Source organism: Psychrobacter sp. T6-4, from assembly GCF_052258425.1.
Classification (GTDB): Bacteria; Pseudomonadota; Gammaproteobacteria; order Pseudomonadales; family Moraxellaceae; genus Psychrobacter.
Map to the genome: position 1 here is coordinate 275,656 of NZ_JBQQEZ010000001.1, position 20,704 is coordinate 296,359.

Genomic DNA, 20,704 nt, shown 5'->3' on the forward strand with positions numbered 1-20,704 from the left:
TCCAACAGCAAAGAATCCGCTGTATAAATGAAAGTCACTATTGTCTAATAGCGATACGATAGGTAAAAGAATTCTGAGGTCATTTTTTGTAAACTGTTTCTTTATAAATAACCCATAAATGGTGCTAATCGCACCATTGTCAGCCCCACCTGCCTCTATAATTATCGGTAATGAATCATGCTGATAATCAATCGACGTCGTACAAGGGCAGCTGTGATAGCGTCAGTATAAGTCTTATTTGATCACAAAGACACAATACATAAATATAATTCATATTTCAATAGTCCAAGTATTCATTTAAGTTATATTAAATGACGTGTTAGGTCACAATATATATTTTATAGGTGCTCAAATGCCTAAACCTCTATAGATTTGGTAACTATTAAAACCTATGATCAAAGCTATTTATAAATCAGCACTTAACGCTGCAAAAGCTTGCTCAACATCGACAGTGTGACCCGTCCAGCGCATAAAACTCAAAGCCGCTTGGTGTATGAGCATGCCATAGCCGTCTGAGGTTTGTGCGCCGCGCGTCTCAAAATGCTGCAAAAAAGGTAAGGTTTTGCCATACATCATATCGTAGGCGTAGCGGGTATTTAGCTGGTCAGATAAGGGCAAAGTAGCCTCGGTCAGGCCAATTGAGGTGGCATTGATAATAATATCAAAATCACCGTTTAATTCGCTGGTCGTACAGACTTGTATATCATGATGAGCAATCTGATCACTGGCAGCGCTTAGCTCATTGACCAAGGTTTGCGCCTTACTTACAGTGCGATTAGCAAGGGTAAGCTGGGTGATGCCCGCTTCGATAAGCGGTAATATGACCCCGCGCGCCGCACCGCCTGCACCGATAATAGCCACTCGCGCCCCTGCCAAAGACCAGCTAAGACTATTGATATGATTGATGAGTCCCTGACCGTCGGTATTATCGCCGTAGATTGCCTCAACAGCAGGTATGCCTTGATCTAACAGCGCTTGATTGAGCATTAAGGTATTGACTGCGCCTGCGACTTTGGCATGTTCAGATAGGCCGCCACGTGCTTGAGAGCAAGCAAAAGCGCTTTGTTTAAAGGGTACAGTCACATTAGCGCCCACGCCGCCGCCGTTAAAAAATGCCTCAATCACAGCGACAAAGCTGTCCTCGCTATCGGGGCAAAACTGGCGCTGATAGGAGATATCAAGCTGCGCCTGCGCGGCAAAACGCTGATGAATATGGGGTGATTTGCTATGAGCGATGGGATTGCCAATGACGATAAAGTGCTGAGTCATACCGAGTCTATCCTAAGCATAAAAAGCTATGATAAGGGATAAACAATCCTTTAACAAATTTGTACTCGCAGCGATTGTTATCTGTAACGTCATGACTAGTCAAGGCTTGGACACTTAGGTAAACTGTTGGCACGAATAACTGTTAGCACGAACATGAATAGCCGACGCTAATATAGTGACTAACAGATAGCAGTGACTAATAGATAGTGACGTTAACGGTGAGCTGCACGCTTAAGGATTGGCGCAATTATTGCACTCATCAATAGCAGTAGTGATTTAGTGTAGCTTGTACGAGCTGACGCAAAAACAGCTAAATACGCTCTAAGAAAACATACTATCCTCAGCTTTGAACCCTAAGCTTTATAACGACAAGCCCTTAAGTGTGAGTAAACGACCTATGTGGAACACCCCTTTACAGACCTTTGCTATGACTATAATGATGGCCGCTGGCCTCTCATTGAGTGCTTGTAGTGGTTCTGAGACCCAAGTCAGCGAGACTGAGACGCCAGAGAATACCGAGCAGGTTGTGGTCGAGACCTCAACCGACGCTACCGATTTGGACGGCGCTGTCAGTGATCAAGGCACGCCCGTTGTCTACGAGGTATCCACTTGGAGCACTGAGGCGGTTACGCCTGTAGAGGTAAGTAATCTAGACGGTATTACCGCTACTTTGGGCAGCGTCGTCAGTACCGATGAAAATAGCTTGGACTACGCGAGTAATCCGGCGTCCAAATACCGCTTGATGGAAGCCGATCAGCCTTATTTAGATGTCATAGACTCAGATAAGTATCTGGAGCTGGGCTGGTACTACGCCAATCCTACTGACTCAGATGCCGAAAAAGAGCTGAGCCTTAATCACGCCAAAAAATCTCATACCGTCGTACGCCAGCTGATGGGCAACGATGGCAGTAAGCTGCTTGCCAATATGCTCAGTGGTCAAATCATCAAAAACGAAACCATCGGTGGTCAAAAGGTCGAGCTGGCAAAGTGCGAGTTCTATAGCTGTATGCTCATACTCAATAAGTCAGGCGCTTAAACCCATGAAGCCTGTATCATGAGCTTTGAGTCATGAAGGTTCAGTCGAGCGCTTGGATACGTCTGACGATGCAAGATGAGTCGTCTTTTGAGCCAATAATAGATGAGCCTGCCGCCCTAACGCCAGACAATCGCGGCATGGCTTATGGCGATGGCTTTTTTACGACGATGGGCGTTATAGATGGCATGATACTCTGGCAAGACTATCATGCCGCCCGCCTGATATCACATAGCGCGGCATTAGAGCTAGGTGTAGACGCGCAAGCTTTGATACATCACTTACAACCTATTGCCGAGCGTCTTAATCAAGGCATGCTCAAGCTTGTTATTACTCGCACGCCGCAGCGCACGCGCGGCTATGGTTATAGCCCTGGTAATATAGGGCAAGATTGTGAGATATGGCTCAAATCCTCCGCGTTATCGCTCACCACATCAGCGCATTTGTCTTTGCCAGATGGGCGCACGGTGTTTCAGCAGCCCTTTAAACGCGCTATTTGCTTATCCGCGCAGCTTGCTTGCCTGCCACCGCCGCTCGCTGGACTCAAAACGCTAAACCGACTCGATAGTGTGCTGGCAAGTGGCGAGCTGCAACGCGTGCAAGCACATACCAATAAGGAGTGGGGGGAGGGGCTGGTACGCGACGTGACCAATGCTTGGATTGAGGGTACGATGAGCAATGTGTTCTATCAGCTCATAGATGCGGGCGATAACATAAAAGCTAATGATCAAGGCACAAACGTACCGTACTCGATGGACGGTCTAACGAGTGGTCAATGGTATACGCCGTCGATGGCACGCTCTGGAGTTGCAGGAGTGATGCGCCAAGTCATCATCGATGCCTTAGCTACTACGGATAAACCTGTCATCATCCGTCCGCTAGTAGATGAAGATTTGCCCATGCTAAGCCAGATGTTCTTTTGCAATGCGGTACGCGGCATCATGCCTGTATCTGATTTAACATTGTTGACGGGTGAGGTGGTGAGGTTTTGCTAAAATCATTCATTTCACCCCGAAAATATTAAATTTGGTATCAATCAAATCATCGTAGTTGAGTTCTATATCCTCATTTCTATACCTTTCGCGCGCTTCTAAAATCGCTGATGAGTCGTCTTCGGCAACGACCTCTATAATAGCGCTCATCGTCTCGACTATTTCTATCTCGTAAGTGTATAAGTCTTTTTTAATCGTCATCATTTTTCTCATTTTCATCAATAATTTGTACAGATGATCCTAGCAAAGGAACTTTGGAGAAGTGATCGTATTATATGAATAAGTGATCGTCTTTTGTTAACCCTACTTGTGTCATAACGCTAATCGATCAATGATTGCCTTTAAATAACTAAGTTAAAAGGTAATTCCTAATGCGAATCAACCCTATAGTGTGTGATGCCCAAACCTCTTACTTGCTGCATACGAAAAAATTAAATCAGCTATATCAAAAAATTGACATATTCTCTAATTGTCCTGTGCGCTATGATGGTAAAGGATTTAAAAAAGATGATAGTAACAGGCCTTGTGAGTTGTCGAACAAACATTGGTGGGAAGGAGTCGATAATGAGGGTAATCCCTTAGAAAGTTATATAGTAGTTGAATGTCCATTAGGAGCAGAAAACGACTTTTTGTGGCTGCAAGAATCTTGGATGTTTATTGAGGATGACGTTCATTTTGAATCAGATTTTTTATCTCCAAAAGCTATTGAAAATAGAGAGGTGTTACAGTTAGCTCAAGTTATTGGTTGGCAAGATGCTACTAAGCTTACGCTTGAAAACGCTAGATTACTATTGAAAATTAACGAACTAAAAGTGATAAAAATCAACGATATTTGGTTATGGTCGCTTATAGTGACTGTAGTTTAAAAGATAGAAATTTTATTATTTCTCGAATTCATTATAGTAAGCTTAGCTCAGTTTCTGATAACAACCACGCCCCAAAAACTCAATAACCCCTTTGTCCCGTAGCACCTGCAACTGCTGGCGAATTTTGTCCTTAACATGATTATTATCAGGGTGTTTACGCTGTAATTCGTCGGCAAACGCATAGACCTGTTTTAAATTAAATTTATCATCCAGTTTGTCGATGCAGTGCCAGACATCCAATGTCCAGCCACGTGAAGTTATCGACTGCTCGCGCAAAAACAAGGTTTTTTGAAATTGCTGAGTGACACTTTCGCGCGTTATCACTTGTTTATCTTTTACCAAAAACACTTTTCCAGAATCAGGTACCTTACGCAAGTCAATATTACAGCCGACCCAACCTGCACGTTTGGCACTCGCGGACAAGGGTTTGCGTTTGATAATGATGTCAGGTTTAAAAAATTGCTTAGGTATAATTAAGAAGTTATTGACGCTTAGCTGTGGCGAGTAAGTCAAAAAGAAAAAGCTGGGATTATCATCGCTACTGATACGCTCAATCATCGTGTCATAAGCACCATCATTGATAATTTGGCTCAGTTTGGCTTTTTTACTTTTCAGCTCATATTGTTCGGTGCAAGTTGCACAATAAAAGTCCGCTACGGGCTTATTATTGGCAAAATCAGCTAAGGGTTGAGTACCGCAGTTGGGACAATAACCATTGTCTTTTACCCACGCCTCGCTTAAAACACGAATAATTTGCGGTCCAGACGTATAATTCTTGGCAAGGCTTTGATTAAAGTTTAGATTCATAAGAGATTATCGTTAAAATGTTGAGAATATCACTATAAAAGTATAAATAAAATGATGACCAATAGGATATATATCTGGTCTTAAACGCCAAGTTAATCCACAAGCTAAGCAAATGCCATTGAAAACCAAGCGGTTCGGTGCTAAATTCTAGCAAACATCTGCCTTTAGAGTTGCCATGAGCACGCCAACACCACCAATACCTCCAAATAAAACTGACGACACCGATGATACCTCGCCGAATACGCGCATTGATGACGCAGGCTATGATAACAACACGGCGGATTCTGTGACTGATGCGAGTACCGATGCGTCCCTACATGACGATATGCAGGACAAAGCACCTATCACTGATGTGTCCTTAATCAGTGGCCAAACCAAACCGCGTAAATACAAAAAAGATAATCCCTCGTTCTTTATGCAGCGTGGCTATCAGATATTGCTCGTCCTTGGACTTATCGCAGCGTTTTTACTCGTTATGGTCTACCAAACCTTGTTTGGGCGACTTGACCAGCCCGCGCAAAAAGTCACAGTTGAGCAAGGCGATACTTATTATGGATTGTTGCCGCAGTGGCAGCAGCAGATTCCGCTATTCTCAGCGACGATTGGCAAGCTGTATATCAAATCGCAAGTCGACGCCCCTTTGCATGCAGGGATTTATCAGCTCCCTGAGAACCCAACGATGGCAGAAGTGTTGCACGTACTAGAGCAAGGCGCCAAAGTGGCGATGGTCAAAGTACAAGTTATCGAAGGCAAAACGGCAAACGATCTGTATCAGAATTTACGTGACAATTCAGGCATCAAAAAAGAAGTACTCACAGCAGACGCGGACAATCAGAGCATCGCTGAGGCGCTAGATTTGGTCGGTATCCTGCCAGATTCGGTAACGGGTAGTAATGATCCTATCGTCAGCTATAACTTGGAGGGTTGGTTCACCCCAGATACCTATTACTACGGCGAGGGTGCAACGGACACGCAGGTGCTCACCGATCTGTACAAGCGCCAGCAACAAGCCCTGACCAAAGCGTGGGAGAATCGCGCGCCAGATTTGCCTTATGAGACGCCGTATCAGGCGCTTATTATGGCCTCCATTATCGAAAAAGAAACCAGCGTTGCTGATGAGCGTCCACTAGTGTCAGCGGTGTTTAATAACCGCTTTAAAAAAGGCATGCGCATGCAAACGGATCCAACCATTATCTATGGTATGGGTAGCCGTTATGATGGCAATATTCGCCGCGCCGATATCGATGAAACCACCAGCTACAATACCTATCAGATTGATGGTCTACCGCCAACGCCCATCTCCTTACCGTCGCCAGCTTCCATCGAGGCCACTTTGCACCCAGCAGAGAGTGACGCCTTGTACTTTGTGGCAACAGGAACGGGCGGGCACAAATTTACCGATAATTTGGCGGATCATAACCGCGCGGTACAAGAGTACCTCAAAGTCATGCGGGAGAAAAAATCACAAACGCCGCCTGAATAAATATAAGCGCTTGCTGGTGTCATTGATCTAGCTAGCGCTGATCCAATCGTTCAATTTATTCTAAAATTCGTTACAGATTTTATCAATAAGGCTACCCAATGCCAGTATCAGCAATGATCTCTACTCAAGCCGCGTCCGCTCAAGGGCGCTTTATTAGCTTTGAGGGCACCGAAGGCGTCGGCAAGACTACCGCAATTGAGCAGTTGTGTACGCGCTTGCAAGCAGCGGGTATTGACTACTTGCGCACGCGTGAGCCGGGCGGTAGTCCATTCGCTGAGCGTCTGCGCGCCATACTGCTCGACCCTGCTACCGATATCAATGACGACACCGAGCTGCTACTGCTATTTGCCGCGCGCTGCGATCACGTTCAGTATGTGATTATGCCAGCGCTGGCACGCGGTACTTGGGTCATTTGCGATCGCTTTGTCGACTCGACGATGGCCTATCAAGGCTATGGCCGCGCTCATGGTGAGCCGCTTATGCGCGCAAAAATAGAGCAGCTTAGCGAGCAGTTTGTCCCGCGCTTGCCTGAGCTGACGTTATGGCTGGATTTACCAGTGCATGAGGGCATGGCGCGCGCAGGTAAGCGCAGCACTGCCGATAGGTTTGAGCAGCAGGCGACTGAGTTTTTTACTCGGGTATACAAGGGGTTTGAGGCGTTGGCGGCGGCCTATCCTGAGCGTATTTGCCGTATTGATGCCTCTGGTACTAGCGATGAGGTTGGCGCGCGGGTATGGCAGGCGGTTGAGGATAGGTTCAGTATTACCTAGCATGCTCTTTAACCTATAAACAATTAAAGCAAAGCCCCAGCACTCATAGAGAACTGGGGCTTTTTTACGTAAGAATATAGACAACAGATAACGCGGTTACTTATCTGCCTTGTTATCTATGACATCATCCGTATCTGGCAGGCGATTAGGGTCTAAATCACCGCTCTTAGTTCTAGGTGCTGCACCGCTACCATTGGCATTGCTACTACTCATCGTTTTGTCTTTTGATAGCTGTGCTGAGTTATCTGTCATGACGCCTTTACCCGTATTGACAGGCTCTTTTTTGGCAATCGGCTCAGGATCTATCACTTTAGCCTCTGCTGTGTTCTTGTTAGCAGGTGCCTCCTCAATGAGTGGCTCGTCACTGACGTCAGCGATCAGCTCTTTTTCTTTGCGTTTTTCAGGCGCTTTGTAGTCAGCCTCAAACTTGGCATCAGCGTCCGCGCGCGCTTGTATTTGCTTGGCGGTCACATCGACTTCTTTTGGTTGTACCTCATCATCAACGACCAAGGCGATAAGCTTGCGATCGCGTGCTACCACACCGTCGAACTTGTCGGTAATGACGCTCAGCTTACCCTCTTTGTCTATCGTATATAGCGGCACGAACTGTTTGTTGTCCGCTCTATACTGCTCAAAGCTATAGCTGTCTGTGATATTGGTAATCTTGATGCGCGCTTTTTTGGATATCATGCTGGCAAGCTTGGTGTAAGTGACATCTTTGCCAAATAGCCACTGCGATTTAAAGTTAGATTGCTTATCATCGCGCTCGCTTTTGGTTTTTTCATCACTAAATTTGAGACGATAAAGTTTACGCTCGCCAAACTCGTGACGATAGTGAATCTCCGACAGCGTGTTCATCTCTTTGTCCATACTCATAGCGAATAAGTGACCGATACCGATAAGGTCTAAATGATTGTCGGCGTGGTCTGAGATAGGATTACCAAAGTAGGTGCGTAGACCGCTCATACGTGCTTTGGCAATGTTGGTATAGTTGTTGTGCGCGACGATAACATCAAAACCTTGATCCTTTAAGGAAGTAGCGACGAGCAGCGCCACCGGGTTTGAGCCGACGACCAAAATACCGTTGGTCTCAGGCTCGCGTACACCAAGTAGATTGCCGACCAGTTTTGCGCCAAGACCCTGAATCATCACCGTACCGATAATGACCATAAATACCAGTGGTACGAGCAGCTCGACACCTTGAATATCATACTCTTGCAGGCGAATAGCAAACAGGGATGAGATAGCCGCGGCAACGATACCACGCGGCCCAATCCAGCTGATCATCAGCTTTTCATTGGTTTTAAGATTAGAGCCGATAGAGGATGCCCAAACGGATAAGGGACGCGCGATAAACATCACAATAGCGAGTAGCACTAATCCTGCAAAACCGACGCTAAGCAAACTTGCCAGCTCGACACGCGCCGCCAAAATAATAAACAACACTGAGATAAGCAGGACGGTCAACGACTCATTAAATTCCAAAATCGTATCGCGTGGGAACTTGGGCCAATTGGCTAAGGCCACGCCCAGCACCGTCACGGTCAAGAGTCCAGACTCGTGCTCTATATGGTTTGAGATTGAAAATAGTAATAATACGTAGGCCAGAGTAAAGACATTACGCAAAAACTCAGGAATCATATGGCGACGCATCAAAAAGGCTAATAGCCAAGCGCCTGCCATACCGATCGCTGTCGCTAAAACGACGATTTTAGCAAATAGTAATATACTACTAGCCTCACCACCTGAGATGATGTACTCGTACACCAATACCACGGCGATTGCACCGATAGGGTCGATGATAATCCCTTCCCATTTAAGGATATTGGAGATAGTCTTGTTCGGGCGTACGCTGCGCAGTAGCGGCATAATAACCGTTGGCCCTGTCACGCAGACCAGTGCACCAAACAGTAGCGCAATCAAAGGGTCAACATCGAACAACAGATAAGTTGAGAGCGCAACGATGGCGATAGTGATGACCACGCCGACCGAGACTAGTAGCTGCACCACCGATCCATGTTGCTTGATCTCATCAAACTCTAAGGTCAAAGAGCCTTCAAATAAGATGATAGCGACGCCCAATGAGATAAAAGGGAACATCAGCTCGCCTAGTACCAAATCAGGATCAAAGTAGCCTAATACGGGACCTACGATAATACCTATCAATAATAAAAACAAAATGGACGGCTGCTTGAGATACCAAGCTAACCATTGGGCGGCGATGCCAAGCCCAACCACGCCAGATAACAATAGGGCGGTATCCATAAATTAATCCTTTTATAATCTTGTCTTATCACAGTCAACATTTGAGTGAGGTTACAGATAACCTTAAATGCTATAGTCATAAAGACAAAAAACTGCCTGTCACAAGTAGATACAAGCCGATACGGAAAAAATAATAAACAAAGTCAATAATAGTCAAACGCCTATGATTGATAGTGGACATTGACTAGTATTAGCTCGCTAAGTAAATTCTTGGGTTTGTTATCATATCATGATTTTATTTTTTTTATGTTGAGCGTCTTTTACGCGCTATTATTGCCTGCTATCTAAACATGTTATAAAGTAAAACAATACTATACTGCCATGCGCCATCGCTTATTTGCACCTTTGAGCTGTGGTTTTTTGGACTATAACTTTTAAGCAATAACTTATAAAACAGTCTTACAACAACTATAAAAAACCATCTATCAGGAGTCTCTCATGCCTATCACAACTTTGTCACCATCTGCTCAAACCTTTAGCGCCGCGCCCCAATCACGTCGTAAGCACTGGCTACCGCGTACTACTCTAGCGCTGGCTATGAGTATGACGGTATTGACGGGCATCAATGTGGCAGCGATAGCGGATGCTCATGCAGCAGTGACTACGGCTGATTTTTCTGACTTGGTACAACAAGTGACGCCAGGGGTTGCACGCGTGAACGTCACCAAGACAGTCAGCGAAGCTGAGCTGGCACAAGCACAGACCGCTGAGCTGCTGCGTCAATTCTTTGGCGATCGCGTGCGCCTGCCGAATAGGCCTGCCACCCCAGCTATAGAGCATGCTTATGGCACCGCCTTTTTTATCAGCGCTGATGGCTATATGCTCACCAACCACCATGTGGTCGAGGGCGCGGACAAGATAACAGTGACCCTTAATGATCGTACTGAGCTTGACGCTACACTTGTCGGTAGTGATGAGCGTTCGGATGTAGCGGTACTCAAAGTAGCAGGTACGCGGTTCCCAGCATTACCTATTGGCGACTCCAACACTATCAGGGTAGGAGAGCCGGTACTAGCTATTGGCTCGCCCTTTGGCTTTGATTATTCAGCTTCGGCAGGTATCGTTAGTGCCAAATCACGTAGCTTTTCGCGTGAGACCAGCGTGCCGTTTATTCAAACGGATGTAGCACTCAATCCAGGTAACTCGGGCGGGCCGCTATTTAATCAGCGCGGCGAGGTCGTTGGGATCAACTCACGTATCTTTAGCGGTACGGGCGGCTACATGGGGCTGTCGTTCTCGATTCCTATGGATGCGGCGATGGATATCTATGAGCAGCTCAAACTAAATGGCGAGGTGGCAAGGGCTTATTTGGGTATCTACCCGCAAGATATCGATCGTAACTTGGCAGAGGCGTATAACCTATCTCGGCCACAAGGGGCGCTACTGACTCGTATATCTCCTGATTCTCCTGCACAAAAAGCGGGACTCAAGACGGGCGATATTATATTAAAGTTCAACGATACTGATATTATGCGCGCCTCAGATCTGCTCAATATGATCAATCGCGCGCGTCCTAATGAGACCTTTGCCGCGCAAATACAGCGCGATGGCAAACCGCTGATGGTAAATGGCACCTTTAGCCTAGCGCCAAGCGATGTACAAGCGCAGAGTCGAGATGGGCAAGATAACGAGATACGCCTAGGTCTGCGCCTGCGCAATTTGACGCCAGATGAGCAGGCAGAGCTCAAATCAAACGATAAAGCAGGTATTATCGTCACTGCTATCGATCCTACAGGACTTGCTGCGCGTTCAGGTCTTATGGCGGGTGATATGGTCACCAACTTGCATCAAAAATCTATTGCCAATGTGACAGACTTTACCGATGCCTTGTCCTCATTGCCCAAAAGTGGCGTGGTCACCATTGAAGTTATTCGTCAAGGTATTCCTGCCATTATCGGACTGCGTATCGAGTAATTGACCCTTTACTTTTGCGTAGCCTAGTGGCAATTGAGAGATGGTAGGCAAATCAAAATATGCTACACTAGCGCTCATTTATGATGATAAATAATCGAACAAGGCGAGCCACTTAACGCCCTGTTTTCGCTAATACAGCAGCTTTGGTGCTGCTAAAACACTCAAGCTAAAATACTTAAGCTAAAATACTATACAAAGGCGCAGTTATGAGTACAGCATACGACGATATGAAAACCCGATTACAAGGTTCCATGGTCGCCTTAGTCACGCCTATGATGCCCGGTGGTCAGGTAGATTATAAACGTCTGGCCGCGCTTATAGACTGGCAGATTGAGCAGGGCACGCATTGCTTGGTTGCGGTAGGTACTACAGGCGAGTCGGCCACTTTGTCTATGCAAGAGCACAGCGAAGTTATCCGCTATTTTGTGCAGCATGTCAAAGGCCGCGTCCCTGTCATAGCAGGTACGGGCGCGAACAATACTATGGAAGCCATCAAATTAACGCAAGATGCCAAAGATGCGGGCGCAGACTGTGCGCTTTTAGTTGCGCCTTATTACAATAAGCCGCCGCAAGAGGGTTTGTATCAGCATTATAAGGCTATCGCTGAGGCGGTCGACATGCCGCAAATGCTCTACAATGTTCCTGGGCGTACTGTCGTTGATATCAGTCAGGAGACTGTCGAGCGCTTAGCCGATATCGATAATATCGTTGCCATTAAGGATGCGACAGGCTCGGTCGGTCGCGGCGAGCAGCTCATAAAAACCGTTGGTTCGCGCTTGGTGGTGTTATCTGGCGATGATGGCACAGCGCTTGATCTCATGCACATGGGCGCCAAAGGTAATATCTCAGTTACCGCCAATGTCGCGCCAAAAGCCATGAGCGAAACCTTTAGTGCGGCACTGCGCGGTGATTTTGAGTCGGCGACTGCTACGCATGATGTGGTCAAGCACTTGCACCGCGACCTATTTATTGAGTCAAGCCCTATTCCTGCCAAGTATGCCCTGCACAAAATGGGCATGATAGAAAAAGGCATTCGCTTGCCGCTAGTGTGGCTTGCAGACCAGCATCACGCAACTATTGATAAAGCTTTGGTACAGGCTAACTTGATTTAAGCCTTTATCAAATACAACAGACCTTACAACAGAGATACTATGATGAAGACATCATTTACGACTTCAAAACCTCTTGCCGCTTTATTGGCGCTAGTGCTAGGTAGTACCGTGGTACTCAGCGGCTGTCAAACTGCCAAAGGCTGGTTGTCACAACGAGACAACGGTAGCTTAGAGTATCAAGATAGCCAAAAGCTTGCGCCATTGGAGCTACCAGTAGCTCAAAACACTGCAGCTTTTATACCTTTATATCCGACTCCTAGAGCGGGCGTAAATACGTTAACTTTAGAGAACGAAGCAGGCAAGCAGTATCAATTGCCAAAGCCTGAGCGTACTGTCGCTGTCGTGCCACAATAATTTTTTTATACGGTTTTTGTCAGTATCTAACAAGAGTATAAATCCTTTAGACATCGACAAAAAGCTGCTCGTATTACTACTTTAAGCGTGAACGAATAGGAAACCTAATCATGCAAAAGCAACAACTGCTCTATAAAGGCAAAGCCAAATCTGTATATGAAACTGATGATAGTGATCTACTGATCCTGCATTTTCGTGATGATACCTCAGCCTTTGATGGTGAGCGTATAGAGCAGTTGGCACGTAAGGGCGCAGTAAATAACCGTTTTAACGCTTTTATTATGCAAAAGCTTGATGAGGCAGGTATTGAGACTCATTTTAAAGAGCAATTATCGGATAACGAAGTATTGGTTAAGCGCCTAGATATGATACCAGTCGAGTGCGTGGTGCGTAACTTTGCTGCAGGCAGCCTAGTGCGCCGTTTGGGTGTTGAAGAAGGCCAAGCGCTCAATCCACCAACTTACGAGCTGTTTTATAAAGACGACGCGTTGGGCGATCCGATGGTCAATGAGTCGCTGTCAGTATCTCTTGGCTGGGCGTCTGATGCGCAGCTAGCTGCAATGAAGGAGCTTACGTATAAAGTTAATGAGGTACTCAAAGGGTTATTTGATGATGGCGACTTGATGCTCGTTGATTTTAAGTTAGAATTTGGCGTGTTCCATGACCGTATCGTCTTAGGTGATGAGTTCTCACCAGATGGCTGCCGCATCTGGGATAAAGCGACCAAGAAAAAGCTCGATAAAGATCGCTTCCGTCAATCGTTAGGTGATGTCATCGAAGGCTATGAAGAGGTCGCTAAGCGTATTGGAGTGCCAGCACTGTAAGCTAGACGCCATAGGTTATACGGATAAACTGGGCCATGTGCTCAGTTTTTTTATGCAAAAACTTACGCAATCCTTATCAAATAGGCACGATAAACGTATTAGGATATTTTTATAATAAAGCTCACCTGCGTCAGTAAAAGGTTTGCCTTTATGCTAAAAACTACAACATCCAAAGTTTTACCGCCTCTATGGTTTACTCGCCCGACCTGCGTCGTCGCCGCTGATCTGATCGGCAAAGTGCTATGCCGCACTCTAGTAGACAGCGATGGCACGCAAAAAACCTTGCGCATGCGTATCTCAGAGACAGAAGGCTATATTGGCGAGGCTGATGGTTCAGTCGCCGCTCACATCAAAAAAGATCGAGCCAAGCTCATGTATCAATCAGGTGGCGTCTTTTATGTCTATCTGACCTACGGCGTGCATCTTATGCTCAACCTAGTCACAGGGGCTGCTAACTCTCCTGAATCGGTGCTTATTCGGGCAGGGTTTTTGAGTGCTGAGAGTGACCGACTGGCTGATGAGCAAACACTTAGCGCTGACAAGCAGCTCACTCATCCCAAGCAATTTGCAGGTCCTGGTAAGCTGACTAAGCGTTTGCAGATTGATAAGTCGCTGTATGATAAGCCTATCGATCCTAATTCAGCGGTTTGGATTGAGGACGATGGTTGCGCGCCGCCAGTCTCACTGCGCCCGCGTATTGGCATTGATTATGCTGGAGAGGCCAAAGATTGGCTGCTGCGTTATGTCTGGACCGATCACCCCTCATTGTCTAAAAAGTAGTATTCACCAAAGCTGCTATAAAATAATAGCTTAAAGGAGAAACGCTTATGTATAAGCTCACCGTTTTTATTCCCAAAGAGGCGCTTGAGAGCGTCAAAGCTGCACTATTTGCGGCAGGTGCTGGTCGTATTGGCAACTATGAGCAGTGCTGCTGGCAAGTTAAGGGAGTAGGGCAGTTTATGCCGCTAGCAGGTAGTGATCCGCATATAGGCGCGCACGATAACTTGGCTCAGGTTGAGGAGTGGCGAGTTGAGATGGTCGTTGACAAAAAAGTGATTGATGAGGTTATCAATGCTCTAAAATCAGCGCACCCTTATGAGACCCCTGCCTATGATGTTATAGCAGTGCTTGATTTTTGATCGACAAAAAAAGGTCAAACAAACATTAAAGTTTGTTTGACCAAAGCGAGCAAGCGTTACAACTGCAGTACATTGTCTTTGTTCATTTAGTCCTTTTTCAATTTGATGACGTCTAAATTTGGATAGCTCAGCTCAATCTCATAATCTTGCCCGCCGCGCCGCGCTTCAATCTCAAAAACACCACGATTTTTTTTACTCTCAAAGTCGATGTCTGTCACACGGTAGCCCATAGCGCGCACCTTGCGTATAGCGCGCTGCTTGATAGCAGGGTAACGGGCTTCTTGTTGTAGTCTATCGTCTTTATTGTTCTTATATTTTTTGCCTTTATTTTTGTTCTTGTTTTTATAGCGATTGTTGTCAGACTTATTTTTATCATTCTTCCAATTGTCTTTGACATCTCTTTTGTTAACGCTTAAGCGCTTTAAATCAGGGTAGCTATAGATAAAATCATAGAACTGGTTATTTTTTTTGGCATAGGCAACTAACACTTGACGACCACGGTAATTGTCACGTTTGATATCCATGACAGTGTAGCCGCTGCGGCGCAAATCTTGCCTGAGCTGTTGGCTTGCGCGATTAACGCTGTTATCACGATAGATAGGCTGATTGTCGTAGCCAGATGTCACTGTACAGCCGACCGCTCCACCTAATATAACGGCTGATACTGCAGCGATAAGGCCTGATTTGATGATTGTGCTTGGGACAGCTACCATGAGATTACTCCAAGTAAAGTTATCATTTTTATAGATGTTAGAGTCATTATTAGAAGTACGGCTATGAAATATCTTCTTACATTTTTAGCATAGAGCGCATAACTTGATAGCAGATGTCGTTACTGTTAATAAAATGTAAACCGCCTTAATAATATGTTCAAAATAAGTGCTAATGCGATGGGTTAGCATTACCCTTGTTAATCTAAGTGAAAATAGGTAAATTATTGTTTTTTATAATATTTTATAAGAGGTAAGTTTTATTTTTTTGCCAGTAAAAGTCACCTTGTAAGCATATGCTTACAAGCAATGACGTTAACACCTCTTAACAATATGATAACAATTTGGCATTATATATCCACAGCATCAGGGAATGTGACTCACGGATTGAGTTGACCGTATCAAGGATGATGAGTCTATTATTAGCGTCAGGATGACAAAAATAATAGAGGTAGGTACACAACCCTATGTTGATGGTAGTAATGCCAAAGGTACAATGTAATGGGCAAGATGCCCAACTGCTACGACATAGGCTACACGGATGTAGTGAAGAAAGTCGTAACAGGTGACACGGATAGTCAACGATAAAACCGCATAACAGTGATTTGCTATGCGGTTTTATCGTGTCTGGTGTTTGACTTGATTTTGAGCGATGAGAGTACAAAAAAACCGCATTGAATCTCAATGCGGTTTTTATGTTTAAGTATTTAACTTATGACTTAGTATTTGTGCTCGCGGCGCCAATCATCAACTTCACGCTCGGCGTCTTCTTTACTATGTCCGTAACGCTCTTGCACGCGGCCAACGAGCTTGTCACGGCTACCTTCTACATGCATGAGATCATCGTCTGTCAAGTCCGCCCATTTTTGTTTGACCGAGCCTTTCATCTGATTCCAGTCACCTTTTAGAGTATGTTCGTTCATTGTGGTGCTCCTTTTAGTTATTGGTATAGTGGTCTGTGCCACCACTTCCTTATAAATGTTTTTAGTAGTTTAGTTATCGAAATATTTAAATACTCAACTACTGTCATCACTATATAAATTGACGACTGTTTTGTCTGTATAAGGAATGTTGGTAGTGTAACTTAAGGATAATGACGGGTAATTTCTTGTTTTATATATCAATTTATTAGGGCGTGTTGAACATTCAACCATGGCACTGCTGATAGCTAAAATTGTTCTAGTCTAAGTAAAAATTGCAGGTAATACTGATGTATTGGCTAGATTTTTACAACGAATAGAGCGATTTTAGCATCAGCCCCTCTTTATAAATAGCTGGGGACAGGACTCTTTTTTGACGCTTCATGGTTAAAAATAGATGCTTAGAATAACTAAACTTACTATGTTTAACTGCGAACCGCCTAAAAAATAGTCTCTGTCAGTGCGTATTTGTGAATGTTCAACACGTCCTAATATGATGAGAAAAAACAGACAAGTAAGATATTACGTTGTAGACTGACTTTTTAAGCGACTCTTATAGATAGTTTGAGTGCAGTCAACTGTTAGCTAATAAGAACGACCCCAAAATGGAATGTCTATTTTAAAGTACAAGGAAGTATGATTATGGCGACGAAAAGTAAAACGCAGCAAAATAAAGCCAACGAAAAAACGCATCTTAGAACCTGTACTTTGTGCGAAGCCATGTGCGGCATTGTCATCAAACACGATGGCAACAAGGTATTGTCCATCAAAGGCGACAAAGATGATCCTTTCTCTAAAGGCTATATCTGTCCCAAAGCGACAGCACTGCAAGATTTGCACGAAGACCCTGATCGCCTGCGTCATCCGGTAGAACGTACTGCGAGCGGCTGGAAAAAAATCAGCTGGCCGGAGGCATTAGATAAAGTTGCCGCTGGTATCAGCGACGTACAGAGCAAGTACGGCAAAAACGCCCTTGGTATCTATCTGGGTAATCCAAACGTGCATAACATGGGCGGTATGCTCACCGTCAAGCACCTGCTTAATAGTATAAAGACCCGTAGCCGCTTCTCTGCGACCTCAATCGATCAGCTGCCGCACCATATCGTCAGCATGCATCTGTTTGGGCATATGCTGCGTATCCCAGTGCCTGATGTCAACAGTACCCAGCACATGCTGATTATCGGCGGCAATCCACTAGCCTCCAACGGCAGTATTATGACCGCGCCAAATATGCGTCAAAAGATCAAAGATATCAAAGCACGCGGTGGCAAAGTAGTGGTCATTGACCCTAGACGTACAGAGACGGCTGAGCTGGCAAGTGAGCACCATTTTATCCGTCCAGCCACTGACGTTCTGTTGCTGCTCGCTATGCTCAACGAGATCTATATCCAAGGCTACGCGGACAAAGCACGTGCCAAAAACAACAAGGCAATTGCTTTGACGCCAGAGATTGAGCGTATGGCAGACTTTGCCAAAGACTATAGCGCTGAGTCGGTGGCGAGTATCACGGGTATAAGTGCGCATGAGATTAAACGTTTGGTCACTGAGTTTTGCGAGGCGGACAGCTCAGTCTGCTATGGGCGTATGGGCGTCTCAGTGCAAGAGTTTGGTCTGCTATGTCAGTATCTGATTATGATCATCAATATCGTCACTGGACGCTTGGATGAAGTAGGCGGCTTGATGTTCCCTAATCCTGCGGTTGATTTGGTCAATAATTCAGGCCCAGGGTATCTGGGTAAACGTCATACGCGCGTGAGCAATCTGCCTGATTTTAACGGCGATTACCCAGTCGTCGCTATGGCAGATGAGATGCTAGTGACAGGCGAGGGGCAGCTCAAGGCCTTTATGTGTGTGGCGGGTAATCCGGTGCTCAGTACCCCAAATGGTGAGAAGTTAGATGAGGCCTTGGCGCAATTGGACTTTATGGTCGCCATCGATTATTTTGTGACCGAAACCAGTCGCCATGCCAACATTATATTGCCGCCAGCTTCGCCGCTAGAGCGCGAGCATTATGATGTGACCTTTAATGGCTTTGCAGTGCATAATGTCGCCAAATACTCACCCGCACTGTTTACCAAGCACAAAGATGCTAGGCACGACTGGCAGATATATCTAGAGCTTGCCAAGCGCTTGGACAAAAAACCTGCTCTAGCAACCCGAGTAGAGCGTGAGCTCACCGCGCGACTAGGGCCCAAGTTCGTCCTTGATCAAGGGCTGCGCCGCGGACCTTATCAAGGTATGACACTAGGCAAGCTTAAGAAAAACCCTCATGGCATGGATCTAGGACCACTCAAACGTATGCTACCGCAAGCGATTAAGCATAAAGACAAACAGATTGCTCTCAATGTTGATTTTTATCAAGCAGATCTGGCGCGAGTGCAGGAGATGATGGCAAATTACGATGACGAGCAAATTTTGCTGATCGGTCGCCGTCATGTGCGTAGTAACAACTCTTGGCTACATAATAGTCAGCGTTTGGTCAAAGGCAAACCGCGCTGCACATTGATGCTGCATCCTGATACGGCACGCGAGTATGGTATTGAGGATGGGCAAGACGTAGAAGTCACCTCGCGCGTCGGTCAAGTAACGATCAGCGCTGAAGTCACTGATGAGCTGATGGCAGGAGTAGTGAGTATTCCGCACGGCTGGGGTCACGGCCGCAGTGGCGTTAAGCAAAAAATCGCCCAAGCGCATGCTGGGGTCAGCGTCAACGATTTGACCGATGATACTTTGATCGATGAGCTGTGCGGTAATGCGGCGGTCAACGGCGTCCCTGTGAAACTAGAGGCTATTGCAGTTAAAGATCAAGTAGAAGCAGAAAGTGAAGCTTCGATGCTCTCATAAAAATGCAAAAAGGGCGCTTAACCGTAAGCGCCCTTTTTAATGTCTGATTTTCTATTTTTTAAGAGTGTGAGATACCGACAAAGTTAAAATCGATGTCGGGTACTCTATCTTGTATCAGCAAACTTAGTGCCTTGGCGGAGCCGCAAGCAAAGGTCCAGCCTAACGTACCATGTCCTGTATTGAGCCATAAATTTTCAAAAGTCGCCTCACTGTTTTGACTACCACGCCTTACAGAGCCTGCGTGCGCGCGCCCAATTAACGGCACACTTGATGGGGTCATCGGATGAATGCCCGCCCAGTACTTAGCCGAATTGGCGATAATGCCTTTGGGGAATAGATGCTGAATACGATCAGTAATCGCCTCACATTGCGCTAAATTGAGCGGCAAACTATGACCACTAAATTCGATAGCGCTGGTCACTCGTAGTTTATCACCCATTCGCGATATGATGAGCTTGTACTCATCATCAATAAGGCTGATAAAAGGCGCTAAATGCGGCGCGCGCGGATTGACCTTGTAAGTTGCAGAGTAGCTCTTTGCAGCGAAAATAGGTAGATGAATGTCTAAAGGTTTGACAAGCGCCATGCTATCGTGACCAAGCGCTAATACATAACTGTCCGCGCTAAAGGTTTGCGCGTTTTCATCGATGGGACGGATAGTAATGCTGTGGACACGAGATTTGCTCGTATCGTCATCCATGCTGATGGCGACAACCTCAGTGTTATACAAAAAGCGCACCCCTGCAAGTATGCACTTTTCAGTCAAGCGCTGAGTGAACAGGTACGGATTGCCTGACTCATCGCAGCTCGTAAAGGTTGCACCAACGAGCCTATGAGCAACAGGGTATAGCGCAGGCTCCAAACTTGCCGCATTATTAATATCGATAAAGCGGCGCTCACAGCTTAATTCTTGTAGCCGTTTAGTTGGCTCAGCCGCTGCTTCAAAATACGCCTGATGAGTATAAAAATGCATGACGCCGCGAGTTTTGTGCTCATAGCTGAGATCAGTATCTATGCGCAACTGTTTTAAGGCGGTTTGCGAGTAGAGTCCTAAGCGCACCATTTGAGCCAAATTGGCATCTGCTTGCTCAGCGCGGCGCTCACGCAAAAACTGTAGTGCCCATTGGCGCTGTGATTTATCAGCGCGCAGGTGATACAAGAGCGGCGCATCTTCTCGAAAAAATCCTTTAAGGGTGGCAAGTGGGGTTTTAGGGTTAGCCCACGGATTCATACCCCCTACTGATAAAGCGCCACTTGCAAATAAAGTCTGTATACCAGGCGCTGATTCGCGCTCGATAACTGTCACATCGAAGCCGGCTTGACGTAGGTACCATGCGGTAGTAATACCGACTACGCCTGCTCCTAGTACCGCGATGTGCGTCATAAGCCTCCCTTTAGTTAG

At 45.9% G+C, this 20,704-nt stretch carries 19 protein-coding genes; 12 read left to right on the plus strand and 7 right to left on the minus strand.

Annotated features, from left to right (window positions below):
* Window positions 1-405: 405 nt before the first annotated feature.
* Entirely contained in the window at window positions 406-1,269 is an 864-nt protein-coding gene (gene aroE / locus ACTXGE_RS01210) for a shikimate dehydrogenase (RefSeq protein ID WP_435950065.1), read from the minus strand.
* A gap of 397 nt (window positions 1,270-1,666) precedes the next feature.
* On the opposite strand from aroE, the gene ACTXGE_RS01215 reads away from it, so the two are divergent.
* Together ACTXGE_RS01215 and ACTXGE_RS01220 are read left to right on the plus strand one after the other, a co-directional pair.
* A complete protein-coding gene (locus ACTXGE_RS01215; RefSeq protein ID WP_443560256.1) occupies window positions 1,667-2,305 on the plus strand; it encodes a hypothetical protein in 639 nt (212 codons plus the stop codon).
* Window positions 2,306-2,337: 32 nt separating this feature from the next.
* A complete protein-coding gene (locus ACTXGE_RS01220) occupies window positions 2,338-3,297 on the plus strand; it encodes an aminotransferase class IV (RefSeq protein WP_443541174.1) in 960 nt (319 codons plus the stop codon).
* 6 nt (window positions 3,298-3,303) lie between these two features.
* On the opposite strand, the gene ACTXGE_RS01225 is transcribed toward ACTXGE_RS01220, so the two are convergent.
* Window positions 3,304-3,498 carry a DpnD/PcfM family protein gene (locus ACTXGE_RS01225; RefSeq protein WP_443541173.1) on the minus strand — a complete coding sequence of 65 codons (195 nt, stop codon included), beginning with the start codon at window positions 3,496-3,498 and terminating at the stop codon, window positions 3,304-3,306.
* A 167-nt stretch (window positions 3,499-3,665) separates the two neighbouring features.
* Here ACTXGE_RS01225 and ACTXGE_RS01230 point away from each other — a divergent pair, with 167 nt between their 5' ends.
* Window positions 3,666-4,160, plus strand: a complete 495-nt coding sequence (locus tag ACTXGE_RS01230; protein ID WP_435950069.1) for a hypothetical protein — start codon at window positions 3,666-3,668, stop codon at window positions 4,158-4,160.
* Between the two features lie 42 nt (window positions 4,161-4,202).
* Here ACTXGE_RS01230 and ACTXGE_RS01235 read toward each other — a convergent pair whose 3' ends face one another.
* On the minus strand, window positions 4,203-4,967 hold the full coding sequence (locus tag ACTXGE_RS01235; protein WP_435950070.1) for a DpnI domain-containing protein: 765 nt from the start codon (window positions 4,965-4,967) through the stop codon (window positions 4,203-4,205).
* Between the two features lie 325 nt (window positions 4,968-5,292).
* Here ACTXGE_RS01235 and mltG point away from each other — a divergent pair, with 325 nt between their 5' ends.
* Window positions 5,293-6,450, plus strand: coding sequence for an endolytic transglycosylase MltG (gene mltG / locus ACTXGE_RS01240; protein ID WP_443541326.1), 1,158 nt, complete (start codon window positions 5,293-5,295; stop codon window positions 6,448-6,450).
* A gap of 98 nt (window positions 6,451-6,548) precedes the next feature.
* Complete coding sequence (gene tmk, locus ACTXGE_RS01245) at window positions 6,549-7,220, plus strand: dTMP kinase (RefSeq protein WP_443541172.1); 672 nt, start codon at window positions 6,549-6,551, stop codon at window positions 7,218-7,220.
* Window positions 7,221-7,316: 96 nt separating this feature from the next.
* Here the strand turns inward: tmk and ACTXGE_RS01250 are convergent, their stop codons facing one another.
* Window positions 7,317-9,485: a cation:proton antiporter gene (locus ACTXGE_RS01250; protein WP_443541171.1), complete on the minus strand. Its 2,169-nt coding sequence runs from the start codon at window positions 9,483-9,485 to the stop codon at window positions 7,317-7,319.
* 537 nt (window positions 9,486-10,022) lie between these two features.
* Between ACTXGE_RS01250 and ACTXGE_RS01255 the strand changes: the two genes are divergently transcribed.
* The 6 genes from ACTXGE_RS01255 to ACTXGE_RS01280 all read left to right on the plus strand — a co-directional run bounded on the left by ACTXGE_RS01255 (window position 10,023) and on the right by ACTXGE_RS01280 (window position 14,828).
* Window positions 10,023-11,399, plus strand: a complete 1,377-nt coding sequence (locus ACTXGE_RS01255) for a Do family serine endopeptidase (protein WP_443541325.1) — start codon at window positions 10,023-10,025, stop codon at window positions 11,397-11,399.
* Between the two features lie 206 nt (window positions 11,400-11,605).
* A complete protein-coding gene (gene dapA, locus ACTXGE_RS01260; protein WP_435950073.1) occupies window positions 11,606-12,511 on the plus strand; it encodes a 4-hydroxy-tetrahydrodipicolinate synthase in 906 nt (301 codons plus the stop codon).
* Between the two features lie 39 nt (window positions 12,512-12,550).
* Window positions 12,551-12,865: a hypothetical protein gene (locus tag ACTXGE_RS01265; RefSeq protein ID WP_443541170.1), complete on the plus strand. Its 315-nt coding sequence runs from the start codon at window positions 12,551-12,553 to the stop codon at window positions 12,863-12,865.
* Window positions 12,866-12,975: 110 nt separating this feature from the next.
* Window positions 12,976-13,689: a phosphoribosylaminoimidazolesuccinocarboxamide synthase gene (purC, locus tag ACTXGE_RS01270; RefSeq protein ID WP_435950075.1), complete on the plus strand. Its 714-nt coding sequence runs from the start codon at window positions 12,976-12,978 to the stop codon at window positions 13,687-13,689.
* A gap of 150 nt (window positions 13,690-13,839) precedes the next feature.
* A complete protein-coding gene (locus ACTXGE_RS01275; protein WP_443541169.1) occupies window positions 13,840-14,469 on the plus strand; it encodes a DNA-3-methyladenine glycosylase in 630 nt (209 codons plus the stop codon).
* 47 nt (window positions 14,470-14,516) lie between these two features.
* On the plus strand, window positions 14,517-14,828 hold the full coding sequence (locus tag ACTXGE_RS01280) for a YqfO family protein (protein ID WP_443541168.1): 312 nt from the start codon (window positions 14,517-14,519) through the stop codon (window positions 14,826-14,828).
* Window positions 14,829-14,914: 86 nt separating this feature from the next.
* Here ACTXGE_RS01280 and ACTXGE_RS01285 read toward each other — a convergent pair whose 3' ends face one another.
* Window positions 14,915-15,541, minus strand: coding sequence for a hypothetical protein (locus ACTXGE_RS01285; RefSeq protein ID WP_443541167.1), 627 nt, complete (start codon window positions 15,539-15,541; stop codon window positions 14,915-14,917).
* A gap of 716 nt (window positions 15,542-16,257) precedes the next feature.
* Window positions 16,258-16,461 carry a CsbD family protein gene (locus tag ACTXGE_RS01290; protein ID WP_317199600.1) on the minus strand — a complete coding sequence of 68 codons (204 nt, stop codon included), beginning with the start codon at window positions 16,459-16,461 and terminating at the stop codon, window positions 16,258-16,260.
* Window positions 16,462-17,100: 639 nt separating this feature from the next.
* On the opposite strand from ACTXGE_RS01290, the gene ACTXGE_RS01295 reads away from it, so the two are divergent.
* Window positions 17,101-19,302, plus strand: a complete 2,202-nt coding sequence (locus ACTXGE_RS01295; protein ID WP_443541166.1) for a molybdopterin oxidoreductase family protein — start codon at window positions 17,101-17,103, stop codon at window positions 19,300-19,302.
* Between the two features lie 58 nt (window positions 19,303-19,360).
* Here the strand turns inward: ACTXGE_RS01295 and ACTXGE_RS01300 are convergent, their stop codons facing one another.
* The gene (locus tag ACTXGE_RS01300; protein ID WP_443541165.1) at window positions 19,361-20,686 is read right to left on the minus strand and encodes an FAD-dependent oxidoreductase; all 1,326 of its coding nucleotides are present in this window, start codon (window positions 20,684-20,686) and stop codon (window positions 19,361-19,363) included.
* Window positions 20,687-20,704 lie beyond the last annotated feature (18 nt).

Bases quoted from the DNA above. Each gene is read 5' to 3' on its own strand.
- ACTXGE_RS01225 (WP_443541173.1), bottom strand. From the start codon at position 3,498: ATGATGACGATTAAAAAAGACTTATACACTTACGAGATAGAAATAGTC.
- ACTXGE_RS01285 (WP_443541167.1), bottom strand. From the start codon at position 15,541: ATGGTAGCTGTCCCAAGCACAATCATCAAATCAGGCCTTATCGCTGCA.
- ACTXGE_RS01265 (WP_443541170.1), top strand. From the start codon at position 12,551: ATGATGAAGACATCATTTACGACTTCAAAACCTCTTGCCGCTTTATTG.
- ACTXGE_RS01275 (WP_443541169.1), top strand. From the start codon at position 13,840: ATGCTAAAAACTACAACATCCAAAGTTTTACCGCCTCTATGGTTTACT.
- ACTXGE_RS01250 (WP_443541171.1), bottom strand. From the start codon at position 9,485: ATGGATACCGCCCTATTGTTATCTGGCGTGGTTGGGCTTGGCATCGCC.
- ACTXGE_RS01235 (WP_435950070.1), bottom strand. From the start codon at position 4,967: ATGAATCTAAACTTTAATCAAAGCCTTGCCAAGAATTATACGTCTGGA.
- tmk (WP_443541172.1), top strand. From the start codon at position 6,549: ATGCCAGTATCAGCAATGATCTCTACTCAAGCCGCGTCCGCTCAAGGG.
- aroE (WP_435950065.1), bottom strand. From the start codon at position 1,269: ATGACTCAGCACTTTATCGTCATTGGCAATCCCATCGCTCATAGCAAA.
- mltG (WP_443541326.1), top strand. From the start codon at position 5,293: ATGCAGGACAAAGCACCTATCACTGATGTGTCCTTAATCAGTGGCCAA.
- ACTXGE_RS01295 (WP_443541166.1), top strand. From the start codon at position 17,101: ATGGCGACGAAAAGTAAAACGCAGCAAAATAAAGCCAACGAAAAAACG.
- ACTXGE_RS01280 (WP_443541168.1), top strand. From the start codon at position 14,517: ATGTATAAGCTCACCGTTTTTATTCCCAAAGAGGCGCTTGAGAGCGTC.
- purC (WP_435950075.1), top strand. From the start codon at position 12,976: ATGCAAAAGCAACAACTGCTCTATAAAGGCAAAGCCAAATCTGTATAT.
- ACTXGE_RS01215 (WP_443560256.1), top strand. From the start codon at position 1,667: ATGTGGAACACCCCTTTACAGACCTTTGCTATGACTATAATGATGGCC.
- ACTXGE_RS01220 (WP_443541174.1), top strand. From the start codon at position 2,338: ATGAAGGTTCAGTCGAGCGCTTGGATACGTCTGACGATGCAAGATGAG.
- ACTXGE_RS01290 (WP_317199600.1), bottom strand. From the start codon at position 16,461: ATGAACGAACATACTCTAAAAGGTGACTGGAATCAGATGAAAGGCTCG.
- dapA (WP_435950073.1), top strand. From the start codon at position 11,606: ATGAGTACAGCATACGACGATATGAAAACCCGATTACAAGGTTCCATG.
- ACTXGE_RS01230 (WP_435950069.1), top strand. From the start codon at position 3,666: ATGCGAATCAACCCTATAGTGTGTGATGCCCAAACCTCTTACTTGCTG.
- ACTXGE_RS01300 (WP_443541165.1), bottom strand. From the start codon at position 20,686: ATGACGCACATCGCGGTACTAGGAGCAGGCGTAGTCGGTATTACTACC.
- ACTXGE_RS01255 (WP_443541325.1), top strand. From the start codon at position 10,023: ATGAGTATGACGGTATTGACGGGCATCAATGTGGCAGCGATAGCGGAT.